This is a genomic window from Roseateles sp. 22389 (genome assembly GCF_052044995.1).
GTDB lineage: Bacteria > Pseudomonadota > Gammaproteobacteria > Burkholderiales > Burkholderiaceae_C > Roseateles.
In genome coordinates this window covers 217,910-232,118 of sequence record NZ_JBQEOF010000011.1, presented here as the reverse complement: position 1 = coordinate 232,118, position 14,209 = coordinate 217,910, and the positions used below count along the sequence as shown (strand labels likewise).

Genomic DNA, 14,209 nt, shown 5'->3' with positions numbered 1-14,209 from the left:
GTCCGGGACGCCGGGCTAGGGAGGCCCTGGAAAACGCGGCGCCCGCATGGGAGGACCGAGGGCTCAGCCGCCCTTGATCCTCACCGTGAAGGTCAGCTTGTAGCTGCCGCCGTCGCCGCCGTAGTTCAGCGGCGACAGCGCGGTTTCCGTCGTCACCGTCGGCACGACGAAGCTGTGCCAGCCGAGGTACTCGTCGTTGGACAGCGAACTGGACACGAGGCTGGACAGCTTGGGCCCCACGATCGAGCGCAGCTGCGCCGCCGTCAGGTTGGACCAGCCGCTCTGGCCATAGACGTTCCAGATCGACTGCAGCATCAGCTGCAGCACGCCGCCGCTGCCCAGGTCCGGATCCCAGTCCTCCTCCAGCAGCCAGGCGAAGACGAAAGCGCCGCCGGCCTCGGCCTCGTCGACGATCTGCCGCGTGTTGACGATGCGGCCCTTCAGGAAGTGGTTGTCCCAATCGGGATCGCGCACGCGGATCAGCTTGCCGCCCGGTACGTTGCGGTGGGCCATGAACACCAGCACGTAGGGCGAGTCGCCGCCGTCGCCCTCGCTCGTGTCGTCCAGGCACTTGATCTGCGTCACCATCAGCTGGCGTGTCGGCATGGTCGTCTCCCTGCGCATCCCGCATCGCGGCCACCGCCCGGGATCGGGCCGTGAAGAAGCCGTGAGCCAGACTAGGCAGCCCCCCCGAAAGGGCCCATCCCTAGGTCGGCATCGCCCCCCTAGAATCGCCCGTCGCAGGGGGGAGAAGCACTTGAGGAAGATCGCATCCGCGACGCTGATCCGCGTCCATCCGCGCGAGCGCCGTTGCACGGTGGAACTGGTCGAGCTCGACCGGCCCGCCGGCCGCACTGGCAGCGATGACGCGGCCCGCTACGTCGTCAACATCCGCCGGGACAGCGGCGAGTCGTCGCTGACCGCCACGCCCTGCACCCTGACCGAGGCGCAGCGCCGCGCGCTGGACTTCCTGCGCCGCCGGCTCGCCGCGGGCGAGACGCTGCTGCGCCGCGACGGCTTCGAGGCGCTCGGTGTCGAGCCGGAGAGCGCCGCGGCCCCGCTTTCCTCCCCCTCCGTTCCCAAGGCCTCCACACCTTCGGGCGCCCCTGCCGGCCCGGTCCCGCCGGCCATCGCCGCGCTCGTGGCCCGTTTCGCGCCGGCTCGCTGGACGCTCGAACCCGACGATCGCCGCGCTCGCGCCGCCTGGCGCGTCGCCGAATGCAGCGACCGCAGCGAAGCCGATCCCGCCGCGCAGCGCGCGCTCCGGTCACTGGTGCCGCGACTGGTCGAGCTGCTGGAGAGCGGCTCCGACCTGCTCGACCTCTGCCTGGCCGCCGCGATCGGCCGGCTCGGCGATCCCGGTGCGGCCGAGGCCATGGCCGTGCTGTCCGAGCGCGGCCGCAGCCCGGCCACGAAACGGTATGCCCACCAGGCCCGGCTGATGCTGTTGGCGCCCGAGGCGCTGCAGTCGCACCTCGAGGTTGCCGCGAGCCAGTGGTCCGCGGAACTCGCGCTGCCGGCCGAAGGCCCGGCGCTGGTGCTCGCGCTGCTCGACGCGCTCGAGGCCCGCCGCCTCGACTGGCCCGACCTGCTGCAGGACTGGTACGACCTCGCCCTGATCCGCCCCGACGTGCGCGCGAAGCTGCTGAGCCTGCTGCGCGCGCTGCCCCTGCAGGCCGAGGCCTTCCAGGCGCTGCGCTACGTCTACAAGACCGCGGAGCTGCGCCGCGACGCGGAGGTCCTCGGCCTGCTGCATGCGCGCTTCGAGAACACCCGTCCCGCCCAGGGCGGCCTGACGACGCGCCACTACCTGGACCCGTCCACCGGCGAGTGGATCGTCCGCAGCGCCGGCAGCAAGCGCAAGCCGGCGCGCGCCTACGGCCGTCGCACCCGCGAGTACCTGCGCCTGCGCGGCTGGCGCGGCCTGCGGCGGCTGGCGGCGATCGGGCATCCGCATGCGCCGGTGCTGGCGGTCGAATTGCTGCTGGGCCTGCGCGACGACGAGGTGCCCGCCGCCGTCACCGAGACCCACATCGAATGGCATCGCCTGCAGACGACGCGCACCGAGCGCCACTTCCCCGCCGGCGCGCATTGGCTGCTGGTGTCGCGCCTGCTGCTGCCGGCGCTGCCGACGCTGGGCACCGGCGCGCGGACGCGGCGCGTGTGGACGCGGGAGCCCCTCGACGTGACGCGCGCGCTCCCGCAGCGGCCCGAGGGCCTGCGCGCGATGTGGGACGCGCATCCCGAGGCGCTGCTGCGCCTGGCGATGGCGAGCCGCAGCGCGCTGGTGCAGGCCGTCGTCGCGCGGGCGCTGCAGGACCATGCCGACTTCATGCGCCAGCAAGCGCCGGCGGTGCTGGAAACCCTGCTGCGCAGCCCTTATGCGACCGCCGCGGAGACCGGCTTCGCCGCGGCGCGCGCGCACATCGAATCCGGTGACGCCGCCGCGCAGGTGCCCTGGCTGAAGCTGCTGGCCGCGAGCGCCCATGCCGGCGCGCGGGACTACGCGCTGCTGCACATCGCCGGCGACCCGGGCCGCTTCGCCGGCCATGCCGACCTGGTCGTCGCGCTGCTGCTCAGCGGGCAGGAGCGCGCCCGCAAGCAGGGCCACGGCCTGGCGCTGCTCGCGCCGCCGCAGCCGCTGATCGAGGAGCTGCTGGCCGCGCTGCTGGCGGTCGATGCCGCCGACCCCGGCCTGGACGAGGGCGCGACGCTCATCGAGCAACTGCTGGCCGGCCCGCTGGCGCCGGCCGCGTCCGAGGCGGTGATGCCGCGGCTCGGCGCGCTGCTGCCGCTGCTGGACCATCCGTCGGCCGCCGTCGTGCGCGTGGGCGTGAGCTGGCTGCTGCTGCATCCCGCCGGCGTCGCGCTGCTGCCGCCGGCGCTGATGACGCGGCTGATCACCGCGGAGGATCCCGAGCGTCGCGCCGGTGGCGTGCGCCTGCTGGCGGCGCTGCCCGACGAGGTGCTGCGCCGCCAGATCGAGTTGATCGGCGATCTCGCGACCCATGCCCATGCCGGCATCCGCGCCGCGATCGGACCGGCGCTGCTGCGCGTGGCGCGCGAGGACGCCGACTTCGCCCGCCAGGTCGCCGACCGCCTGCATCGCTCGCTGTTCCAGACGGAAAGCGGCGAAGGCGCCCATGCCGATGCGCTGCGCTGGTTGACGCAGGACCTCGCGCCGCACGCGCCGGCCCGCGACGCCGCCGGCAGCTGGCGCGCGCTGCAGGCCCGCAGCACCGGCGCGCAGCGCTACGGCGCCTGGACGCTCACCACGCTGACCCCGGACGACTTCTCGCTGCGCCAGCTCGCCACGCTGGTCCGCCATGCCGATGCCGGCGTGCGCGCCTGGGCGATGCGGGCGCTCGACATCCGCCTGCCGCCGGTGCCCTCGCACGAGCAGTCCGAGCAGCTGCTGCCGCTGGCCGAATCGAGCTTCGACGATGCGATCGCGTACACGCGGACGCTCTTCGGCGAGCGCTTGCCGGACGAGTCCCTCGCCGTCGAATTGCTGATCGCGTGGGTGGACCATCCGCAGGCCTGGGTGCAGGCGCTGGGCCGCGCGCGACTGGTGCGCCGCATGAGCGCCGCCGATGCGTCGCTGTGCCTCACGCGCCTGAGCCAGCACCCCGGCACGCAGGTGCAGCTCTTCGTGACGCAATGGCTGCTGGAGCTGCCCACCGATGACGCGCCCCGGCTGGCGAGGCAGCTGCGCGCGCTGACGCCCTACTTCCTCACGGTGCTGAGCCAGGTCCATCGCGGCCGCGCCGCCAAGTCCCGCGTCACCGCCTTCCTGCGCGCGCAGATCGCCGCGCCGGAGACCGCCGAGGTGGTGGCGGAGATCTTCGCGCGCCAGGTGGTGACCGCCAGCCTCACCGACAAGCCGCAGTACATCGCCGGCCTGCGCGACATCGCCGCGCGGCATCCCGGCATCGCGCTGCCCTTCCTGAGGTGGCACTCGCCCGCCGGCGCCACCACGACCACCGCCGACCCGGCCTGACGACGATGCAGTTCCGCTACAAGTACTACGGCAGCACGACCGTCGACGACACCGCGGCGTCGCAGTCCTTCCACTTCGCGCCGGACACGCTGCGGCCGCCGACCGCCTTCGACGGCCTGCTGCGCAGCGCGTCGCACGCGCACCTGGCGTTCCGGGAAGCGATGTCGGCCCTGCATGCCGTCGTCGTCAGCGACCAGCGCTACCGCGGCCGCGACAAGTCCGTCTACCGGCAGTGGCTGGCGGAGAACGAGCAATCGCTGCTGGCGCGCTTCATGTCGCGCTCGGCCGAACTCAAGCAGTCCAGCGAGGCGCTGAACACCGAGCTGCGCACGCTGCGCGCGAGCAAGCAACGCGTGCTCGCGCCCTTCTACAAGGCGCAGCAGGCCTATTTCAACTGGCTGTTCTGGAACCACCGCGACGCCTGGTACGTGCTGGACCCGGTCATCACCGTGCATCCGGAGCGCCTGCTGTTCGAGGCCTTCAGCCAGGACGAATCGACCTACTGCGCGGTCAGCGTGCGGCATGACGTGTTCGACCGCACCGGCGAGATGGCCTGCGGCACGACCAACATCGACTACTCGGCCAGCCTGCACGACGAGTTCCAGAAGATCCGCGACTACAAGGCGACGCGGCTGCAGCTCGATCCCGCCGGCTTCACCGTCGCCACCGGCGACGACCCGGCCTTCCGCGAGGAGAAGATCGACCTGCCCGACAGCTGGGTCCGCGGCTTCCTGCAGGTGTCCAGCGCGATGACGCTGCCGGCCACCGTCGTCGAACTGCATCCGATGGACCTGCACAACCTGTGCGCCGCGCTGCGCCAGCGCAAGGAGCGGACAGGGCCGCGCTCGCTGCGCTTCGAGCTGTCGCCGGGCGGGCCGGCGCGGATGGTGCTCGAGCCCTGGAACCAGGTCTTCACCGCGCGCCGCAGCGCCATCGTCGGCGCGCCGCTGACCGCGCCGCAGACGATCCGCGTCTGGGGACGCCGCCGGCTGCTGACGCTGGAGCGGCTGATCGCGCTGGCCACGCGGGTGCGCGTGCACCTGCTGGGATCAGGCATGCCCAGCTTCTGGGTCATCGAGCTGGGCGACATCACCGTCACGCTGGGCCTGTCCGGCTGGACCGCCAACGACTGGTCCGATGCCGGCCGCTTCCACCTGCTGCAGCCGCGGCACGAGGTCGCCGAGGCGACGACGCTGTCGGTGGCCGCGGCGCTGCAGTCGCAATGGACGGCCTCGTCGGCCGAGCTGGCCTCGCGGACGCAGTTGCCCCGCGGCGATGTCGACGCGGCGCTCGGCCTGTGGGTGCAGGCCGGCCGCGCGGTCTTCGACCTGCCCAGCGGCCGCTACGCCTGGCGCGAACTGACGCGCGAGCCGCTGCCGCTGGCGACGCTGCGTTTCTCCAGCCCCGAGGAATCGATCGCGCTGGCGCTGATCCACGAGAAGCGCGTCAAGCTGCGCGACATCACGCCGCAAGGACAGCGCCTGGTCATCGACGGCGAGGTCCGGCTCAAGGACCGCAGCCACGCGCCGCGCCTGGTCCTGAACGCCGACCAGCAGCTGGTCGACGGGCAATGCGATTGCAATTTCCATCGTCAGAACCGCCTGCGTCGCGGCCCCTGCGCGCACCTGCTGGCCCTGCGCCAGCTCGCGCAGCCGCGGCTGGCCGAATGGTCGCCGGCGGCGCCGGACGCCGTCGCGGCCGCAACGCCTGGCACCCGTCCGGAGGCGGCATGACGATGCTTGTGGTTAAACTGATTTCGAGTGCAGCGCGCAGGCTCTTGCAACCCGGACGGTGTTTCGCCGTCCTTGCCACCTGCCGTTCCATGCGTCACGGGCGCCGTCTTCACTGTGCCGCGCAGCACCACCGTCGCAGATTCCCATGGGGCTTCCCTGAAGCGAATCGTGCGACGGTGGTGCGCGCGGCGTCGAGTGGACAGCGCCCGTCCCTCAAGCCTTCCAGGCTCTTCGACGAGAAGCGCGCTGCACTCCCCTTCTTCCCCTTCCACCGCTTGTCCGCCGCGTCGCCGGCGCCGCTCCCAGGAGGCGCCGCATGAGCGACCGCGTCCCCACCCGCGCCGAGATCATCGAGCGCATCCGCGCCTCGTCCAAGGACGCCTTCGTCCTCGAGGAAATGCAGCGCCTGGGCTTCTGGCCCGCGGGCGAAGGCAAGCCCTCGATCGAGGCCGCGCTGATCCAGCGCGAGCTCGAGCTGATGAAGGCGCTGGAGGACATGCAGCAGGAACTGCGCAGCCACAGCGATCCCGAAGCGGCGCTCAAGCGGATGCGCGAGGAGCGCCTGGCGCAGGCCCGCGCGAAGCGCGAGGCGACCGCGCAGGCCCGCGAGCAGCGCCGCCACGAGCGCGCGCTGCGCTGGCACGAGGCGCGCAAGACCGATGCCGGCTACCTGGGCGAGGGCGTGTCCGGCGGCCTGCGGCCCGCTGCCGCCGGTGCGCCGGTGCGGCCGCTGGCCGACGGGCTTCCCGCCCTCGCGACGCCGCTCGCGCTGGCCGGCGCGATGGGGCTGACGCTGCCCGAGCTCAAGTTCCTGTGCTTCCATCGTGAGGTCGCGCGCACGTCCCACTACCGCCGCTTCCTGTTGCCGAAGAAGACCGGCGGGCAGCGGACCATCTCGGCACCGATGCCGCGGCTCAAGCGCGCGCAGTACTGGGTCCTGGACCAGGTGCTCGCCAAGGTGCCCAGCCATGCCGCCGCGCACGGCTTCCTGCCGGGGCGCAGCATCGTCACCAACGCCACGCCGCATGCGGGGCGCGAGGTGGTGATCAACCTCGACATCCAGGACTTCTTCCCGACCATCACCTTCCCGCGCATCAAGGGCGTGTTCCGCGGCCTGGGCTACGACGAGCGGGTCGCCACGATACTGGCGCTGCTGTGCAGCGAGAACCCCTGTGACGAGCTGGAGGTCGACGGCGAGCGCTTCTTCGTCGGCGGCAAGGGCCGCGACCGCGTGCTGCCGCAAGGCGCGCCGACCAGCCCGATGCTCACCAACGTGCTGTGCCGCAGGATGGACCGGCGGCTGCAGGGCATCGCCGACAAGCTGGGCTTCGCCTACACCCGCTACGCCGACGACCTGACGTTCTCAGCCTCCGGCGAGGGCGCGGGCCAGGTCGGCACGCTGCTGCGGCAGGTGCGCCACGTGCTGAAGGACGAAGGCTTCACGCCGCATCCGGACAAGCAGCGCGTGATGCGCGCCGGCTCCCGGCAGGAGGTCACCGGCGTGGTCGTCAACGACAAGCCCTCCGTCTCGCGCGAGGAACGCCGCAAGCTGCGCGCCGCGCTGCACAAGGCGTCGCGGGAGGGCGTCGAGGCGGCGACCTGGCAGGGGCAGCCGGCCACGCGCGAGGTGCTCGTCGGCTACGGGCGCTTCGTCGCGATGGTGGACCGCGAGCAAGGCGCGCCGCTGCTGAAGCAGGCCCTGGCCTTGCCGGGCGGCGCGGCGAAGCGGCGCTCCGCCTTCGGTGCGCTGTTCCGCCAGAAGGCCGCGGCCGGCGAGGCGCCCGTGCTCGCGCGTGGCGCCTGGTGGCAACCGGCGGAGCCTCCGGAACCGGTGCTGCAGCAGACCGCCGGCCAGATCAAGGCGGCGCGGCAGGCGCGCCTCAACGACGAGCGCACCGCGCGCCGCGGCGGCAAGCCGCCCGCGCCGAGCCGCGCCGATCAGCGCCGGGCCGAGCAGGCCCAGCGACTGGCGGACCACGAGGCCCAGCGCGCCGCCCGCCGCTCGGTGGGCGTCGCGCCGGGCGCGGCCGGGGCTGATCGGCCCTGGCTCCTCTACGTCAAGCAGTTCGCGCTGCTGCTCGGCATCGCCGCCGGGCTCAAGTCGGAGCTGATCCTGTACGCCGGCGTCATCCACCTGCTGCTGCGCATCAAGTCGCGCGACCGCGGCTGGTGGGAGTTCTGGCTCGGCATCGGCCTGCTGGTGCTGGTCAACGCGCTGCTGTTCCGGCGCTGAGCGCGGACCTCACAGCACGGCGTAGCGGCCGGGCTTGTGGTTGACCGCGATGAAGAGATTCATCACCACCGCCGCGAGCACCGAGTACGCGACCCGCTCCGGATCGACCACCGTGAGCGCGAGCAGCACGATGGCGCAGTCCATGGCCATCTGCACCTTGCCGGCGCGCCAGCCCTTGGCCTTCTGCAGGTAGAGCGACACGATGGTCGCGCCGCCGAGACTGGCACGATGACGCGCCAGGAACAGGCAGCCCGAGCCGAGCAGCGCGCCGCCCAGGATGGCGGCATAGGCCGGATGGATGCGGTCGATGGCGAAGAGCTTGGGCGAGAACTCGGTCATCACCGACAGCAGCGCGATCGAGACGAAGGTCTTGAGCGTGAACTCGCGGCCCATGCGGGTCCAGGCGAACCAGTAGAACGGCAGGTTGATCAGGAAGAACAGCTTGCCCAGGCTGACACCGGTCGCGTAGTGCAGCACGAAGGCCGCGCCCGCGGTGCCGCCGGTCAGCAAGCCGACCTGCGCGAACAGGATCAGCGCCAGCGACACGAACAGCGTCCCGGTGAAGATCGCCTGCGCATCCTCGAAAGGCGTGTGCGAACGGATCGCCAGGTCGGCGAGCGGCTCGACGGCGGCGGGTGCAGCGGCAGGTGCAGCGGCGGACGGCGGGGTGGGGTCGTTGGGCGTGGCGCTCATCCCAGGCACGAAGCAGAAAGCATGCCGGGAGTGTCGCAGCAGGCGGGGCGGCTGGCGCTTCTCCCTGGGCGCGTCTCAGCGCCCCTGCGCCTTCAGCCGCGCGTCCAGCCGCGGGAACACGCGGCGCGCGTTGCCCTCGTAGACGAGGTGCCGCTCGGCGTCGCTCAGGTGCGGCGTGGCCTCGATGTAGCGCTTGGTGTCGTCGTAGTAGTGCCCGGTCTCGGGATCGATGCCGCGCACCGCGCCGATCATCTCGGACGCGAAGAGCACGTTCTTCACCGGGATCACCTTCGTCAGCAGGTCGATGCCGGGCTGGTGATAGACGCAGGTGTCGAAAAAGATGTTGTCGAGCAGGTGCTCGTCGAGCAGCGGCTTCTTGAGCTCCTGCGCCAGGCCGCGGAAGCGCCCCCAGTGGTAGGGCACCGCACCGCCGCCGTGCGGGATCAGGAACTTCAGCGTGGGGAAGTCCTTGAACAGGTCTCCGGTCAGGCACTGCATGAAGGCGGTCGTGTCGGCGTTCAGGTAGTGGGCACCGGTCGTGTGGAAGCAGGCGTTGCAGCTGGTGCTGACGTGGATCATCGCGGGGACGTCCAGCTCGACCATCTTCTCGTAGAGCGGATACCAATGGCGATCGGTGAGCGGCGGGCTGGTCCAGTGGCCGCCGGATGGATCGGGATTCAGGTTGAGGCCGACGAAGCCGTAGTCGCGGACGCATTTCTCCAGCTCCGGCAGGCAGCTCGCGGGATCGACGCCGGGACTTTGCGGCAGCATCGCGGCGCCGACGAAGTGATCCGGGAACATCGCCGCCACCCGAGCGCAGAGCTCGTTGCAGATCGCCGCCCAGGTGGACGAGGTCTGGAAGTCGCCAATGTGATGCGCCATGAAGCTGGCGCGCGGGCTGAAGATGGTCAGGTCCGAGCCGCGCTCCGTCATCTTCTTGAGCTGGTTGGTCTCGATGGACTCGCGCAGCTCGTCGTCGGAGATCTTCAGCGCGCTCGCGCTGGGCGCCTTCGCCGGGTCCTTGAGCGCGGCGACCTGCAGGTCGCGCCAGGCGCCCAGCGCCGCCGGGGCCGTCGTGTAGTGTCCGTGGACGTCGATGATCATGGGGGTCCTTCTATCGGCTGCGGCGGATTGTGGACAGCCCGGCTCCATCGTCCTAGGTATGGCCAGGACTAGCTGCTATTCAGATCCGGCATGGCGGCGCGAGAGCGGGGAGCCGGATGCGTTAAGCTCCCGCGCCCGCCGCGATGCGCCCTCCGCGCGCCGCCGGGCAGCGATTCACAGGTCGAAGGGAAGTTTGTGCAGGACGTGCGGGACACCGATGTCGTGATCATTGGCGCGGGTGCCGCGGGACTGATGTGCGCCGCGCTGGCCGGGCAGCGCGGCCGCCGCGTGCTGCTGGTGGATCACGCCAACAAGGCCGGCAAGAAGATCCTGATGTCCGGCGGCGGCAACTGCAACTTCACCAACCTCTACACCGAGCCGGCCAATTTCCTCTCGCAGAACCCCCACTTCTGCAAGTCGGCGCTGGCGCGCTACACCCAGTGGGATTTCATCGCGCTGGTCAACAAGCATCAGATTCCGCACCACGAGAAGAAGCTGGGCCAGCTGTTCTGCGACAACAAGTCGATCGACATCCTGCGCATGCTGCTGGCCGAGTGCGAGGCCGTCGGCATCACGCCGATGCTGGAGACCTCGGTCGACCGGATCGAGAAGACGGAAGCCGGCTACCGGCTCGAGACCTCGGCGGGGCCGATGCAATGCCAGTCGCTGGTGATCGCCACCGGCGGCCTGTCGATCCCGACCATGGGCGCCACCGGCTTCGGCTATCAGGTGGCTCGCCAGTTCGGTCACCAACTGCTGCCGACGCGGGCCGGGCTGGTGCCGTTCACCATCACCGACCAGCTCAAGGACCTGTGCAACGAGCTCAGCGGCACCTCGGTCGACTGCCTGGTGAGCTGCAACGGCAAGAGCTTCCGCGAGAACATCCTTTTCACGCACCGCGGCCTGAGCGGCCCGGCGATCCTGCAGATCTCGTCCTACTGGCTGCCGGGCCAGGCGGTGGAGATCAACCTGCTGCCCGACCTGGACGTGCCGGCCTGGCTGGCGCAGCAGCGCAACGACCGGCCCAATGCCGAGCTCCGGACGCTGCTGGCCGAGCTGTTCACCAAGAAGATGGCCACGCTGATCGCGGAGCAGTGGTTTGTCTCCAAGCCGATCAAGCAGTACGCCCACGCGGAGCTGGAGCAGATCGCGCAGCGCCTGTCGGCCTGGCAGGTGGTGCCGGCGGGCACCGAGGGCTACCGCACGGCGGAGGTGACGCTGGGCGGCGTCGACACCAAGGAGGTGTCGTCCAAGACCATGGAATCGCTCAAGTCGCCGGGGCTGTACTTCATCGGCGAGGTCCTGGACGTCACCGGCCACCTGGGCGGCTTCAACTTCCAGTGGGCCTGGGCCTCGGCGCATGCGGCGGCGCAGTACGTGTAGCGACTCCCTGTCGTCCCGCCTCCGGAACGACGCGCTCGCGAGCCAGGCAAACCCGCCAGGCATGCCTTGAGCCGATTCCGGCCCGAAACCGCTCGGGCCAATGTGCAGGGCATCCAGCCTGCACGAGGCAGTCAGCGTCCAGCGTGAAAGCACTCATCGACGGTCGCCTCGATGCGACGGTCTGCTTCGCTGTCGCTTGACGCAAGGCACCCTTGATCGAGCGCAAGGCGTTCATTGCGCCTGGCCAGAACCATGACCGCCCCGTCGCTGCGAGGCCCGTCATGTGTGATTCCAAAGCGCAAGCCCCTCCTCGTCCGTCCGATGACGATGCCGTCATCACGGACGCCCCCATGGCTGATCATTTGCAAGCGGTGCGCTCGCACCATCGCTTCCCGGGCGTCGCGCGTTGCGGCGTTCCGTGGGAGCTTTCCCATCTGGAGCCTTTCGCGTTCCGCGTCGATCCTGGACTCGGCTTCGAGGTCACCGTGGTGGTGCTGTTCTCCTGCCACTGCTTCACCCGGTCGCTGGCCCGTGACGGTCGAACGCGTCTGGCGATCCCGTCCGGCGAACTCTTCGACGATGGCCGGGAGGTCCGCGTGCTCTGCGAAGAGCGATACGAGCTCTCGCGGCGCCATCTGCCGCACCTGATCAAGGACCTGCGCAAGCGATCCATCCAGATCGCGCGCGACCATCCGCCGAACTACGTGACGTCCGTGCCTCTCGATGACACCGCGTCGTTGCCGCGACGCTACGTGGTCTTCTTCGAAGTCTCACGCGACAACAAGCGCAAGGGGCGCTTGATCCTGCAGGTGCAGTCCGGCTACGTCATCGAGGACGCGCCCCCAGGACGCCTGCGCGCGCGGCGGAAGATCTCGTTCCTCACGCTGTTGAGGGCAACGGCCCTGCGCCGGCGCATCTCCGGCTGAGCCATCGCCCGACAAAGACAGACGGCCACCAGAGGTGGCCGTCGCATGCGGGGTTCTCTATCGCGTTGACCGCGAACTCCCAGTCCAGCTGGGACCCGATCGCTCGGGTGGCTCTACCCTTTCCACTCCGCCCAGGTAGATCTTGAGCCGCGAAGTCTAGTGAAGAGGCCCCGAGGTGGCAAGGGTGTCCTGGTCAACGCGCGGGCGGCCCCTGTCGCGGCGGACACGCCCTGACACCCGGGAGTGACGAATAGCCGGTTACCCTGCCGGCCGTTCCAATCGACGCTTCGTCGACCAGGGAGATCACATGACCAAGACGATCCGATCCGGCGCCGCGCCCGCCGTGCGCCGCCGCAGCGTGCTCGCGGCCGGACTGGGCGGCGTGCTGGCCGCGCCGGCGATGCAGGCCCTGGCCACACCGGCCGCCACCTCGAGCGCCTCGAACGACTTCAGCGCCGCCGGCTTCGACGCCTGGGCCGAACGCGTCGCCGCCGAGCGCATGCGGCATGCGCCGGAGCATGCCACCCGCATGCAGTACTTCCAGGGCGAGGTCCAGGCCCGCCTCGACGGGCAGTGGAATTCGCTCTCCCGCGAGGACGAGCTCGCGGATATCGCCCGCGACCGCCGCGCCCTGACCGAGCTGGCGCGCTTCCCGCGCGAGGCGCTGTCGCCGACGCAGCGCACCTCCGCCGCGCTGATGGCCTGGACGATGCGGCAGAACGTCGCCGAGGGCGAGTTCCTCGACCACCCCTACGTCTTCGAGCACATGGACGGCGTGCACGTCGGCCCGATCACCTTCCTCGTGCAGGAACACCCGATGCGCCACGCGGCCGACGTGCGCAGCTACCTGCAGCGCATGGACGGCCTGGCCGCGCTGATGGACCAGGGCATCGTCCGCGCCCGCGCCGCGCAGGCCAAGGGCATGCTGATGCCGCGCTTCATCACCGCGACCGCCGTCGGCCAGATCGAGCAGTTCGTCGCGCCGAAGCCGGCGGACAACCCGCTGGTGGTGTCGCTGGCGGAACGCATGGCGACCCTGCCCGACATGGACGCCGCCGCCCGCCTGCGCGCCCGCGCGCGGGCCGAGGCCATCGTCGCGAGCTCCATCGTGCCGGCGTGGCGCCGCGGCCTCGCGCTGCTGCGCGCGCAGCTGCCGCGGACCACCGATGACGCCGGCGTCTGGCGCCTGCCCGATGGCGACCGGTTCTACGCCGCGCGGCTGCGCGCCAACACCACCACCGAGCTCTCGCCGGCGGAGATCCACGCGATCGGCCTGAAGCAGGTCGCCCGCATCGAAGCCGAGATGGACGGCCTGCTGCGCCAGCTGGGCTACGCCGAGGGCAGCATCGAGCAGCGTTATCGCAAGATGGACGCCGACCGCCAGCCCAAGGACGCCGCCCCGCAGGTCCAGCTGCTGGACCGCTACACCGCCTACCTGCGCGACGCCCAGGCGCGCGCCCGGCTGCTGTTCGACGTCATGCCGAAGGCGCCCGTCGAGGTGCGCCGCGAGCCCGCGCTGACCGAGCCCACCGCCGCCGCCCACTACACGACCCCGGCGCCGGACGGCTCCCAGCCGGGCGTGTTCTGGGCGCCGCTGGCCGGCCCCACCTACGACATCGCGGACATGCGGACCCTGGTGCACCACGAGGCCATCCCGGGCCACCACTTCCAGCTCGCGATCCAGATGGAGGCCAGGGACCTGCCCTACTTCCGCCGCCGCGCCGCGTTCTCGGCCGGCTCGGCCTACGTCGAGGGCTGGGCGCTGTACGCCGAGCAGCTCGCTGTCGAGAACGGCTGGTATGACGGCGATCCGGTCGGCCACCTCGGCCAGCTGTACGGGGCGCTGTTCCGCGCCCGCCGACTGGTGGTCGACACCGGCCTGCATGCGATGAAGTGGACCCGCCAGCAGGCCATCGACTACGGCATCACCCCGCAGGAGGTCGACCGCTACGTCACCTGGCCGGGCCAGGCCTGCGCCTACATGCTGGGCCGGCTGCGAATCGAGGCGCTGCGCGAGCGCGCCCGCGAGCAGCTCGGCGAGCGCTTCGACATCAAGCAGTTCCACAACACGGTGCTACTGACCGGCGACGTGCCGCTGACCGTGCTCGAGCAGGTGGTCGACGACTGGGTCGGCGCG

General features: G+C 71.1%; 9 protein-coding genes (1 of these 9 only partly in view). 6 read left to right on the top strand and 3 right to left on the bottom strand.

The window, feature by feature from the left end:
• Positions 1–63: 63 nt before the first annotated feature.
• Positions 64–606, bottom strand: coding sequence for a hypothetical protein (locus ACTJKJ_RS16925; RefSeq protein ID WP_091727512.1), 543 nt, complete (start codon positions 604–606; stop codon positions 64–66).
• Positions 607–757: 151 nt separating this feature from the next.
• On the opposite strand from ACTJKJ_RS16925, the gene ACTJKJ_RS16920 reads away from it, so the two are divergent.
• The 3 genes from ACTJKJ_RS16920 to ACTJKJ_RS16910 all read left to right on the top strand — a co-directional run bounded on the left by ACTJKJ_RS16920 (position 758) and on the right by ACTJKJ_RS16910 (position 7,966).
• A complete protein-coding gene (locus ACTJKJ_RS16920) occupies positions 758–4,000 on the top strand; it encodes a hypothetical protein (RefSeq protein WP_440821146.1) in 3,243 nt (1,080 codons plus the stop codon).
• The gene (locus ACTJKJ_RS16915; RefSeq protein ID WP_440821145.1) at positions 3,952–5,733 is read left to right on the top strand and encodes an SWIM zinc finger family protein; all 1,782 of its coding nucleotides are present in this window, start codon (positions 3,952–3,954) and stop codon (positions 5,731–5,733) included. Before ACTJKJ_RS16920 ends, ACTJKJ_RS16915 begins: the two co-directional genes overlap by 49 nt.
• Positions 5,734–6,049: 316 nt before the next feature.
• On the top strand, positions 6,050–7,966 hold the full coding sequence (locus tag ACTJKJ_RS16910) for a reverse transcriptase domain-containing protein (protein WP_440821144.1): 1,917 nt from the start codon (positions 6,050–6,052) through the stop codon (positions 7,964–7,966).
• Positions 7,967–7,975: 9 nt separating this feature from the next.
• Here ACTJKJ_RS16910 and ACTJKJ_RS16905 read toward each other — a convergent pair whose 3' ends face one another.
• Entirely contained in the window at positions 7,976–8,659 is a 684-nt protein-coding gene (locus ACTJKJ_RS16905; protein ID WP_297382843.1) for a YitT family protein, read from the bottom strand.
• 75 nt (positions 8,660–8,734) lie between these two features.
• Positions 8,735–9,763 (bottom strand): amidohydrolase family protein, encoded by a 1,029-nt coding sequence (locus ACTJKJ_RS16900; RefSeq protein ID WP_440821143.1) that lies wholly within the window; start codon positions 9,761–9,763, stop codon positions 8,735–8,737.
• 252 nt (positions 9,764–10,015) lie between these two features.
• On the opposite strand from ACTJKJ_RS16900, the gene ACTJKJ_RS16895 reads away from it, so the two are divergent.
• From ACTJKJ_RS16895 to ACTJKJ_RS16885, 3 genes are all read left to right on the top strand, one after another.
• Positions 10,016–11,146, top strand: coding sequence for an NAD(P)/FAD-dependent oxidoreductase (locus tag ACTJKJ_RS16895; protein WP_440821152.1), 1,131 nt, complete (start codon positions 10,016–10,018; stop codon positions 11,144–11,146).
• 350 nt (positions 11,147–11,496) lie between these two features.
• Positions 11,497–12,072 carry a hypothetical protein gene (locus tag ACTJKJ_RS16890; RefSeq protein ID WP_440821142.1) on the top strand — a complete coding sequence of 192 codons (576 nt, stop codon included), beginning with the start codon at positions 11,497–11,499 and terminating at the stop codon, positions 12,070–12,072.
• 307 nt (positions 12,073–12,379) lie between these two features.
• Positions 12,380–14,209, top strand: partial view of a DUF885 domain-containing protein gene (locus tag ACTJKJ_RS16885; protein WP_440821141.1) — the 5' portion only. The gene runs 120 nt beyond the window's last position; the window shows 1,830 of its 1,950 coding nt (coding positions 1–1,830); its start codon is at positions 12,380–12,382; its stop codon lies off the right edge, out of view.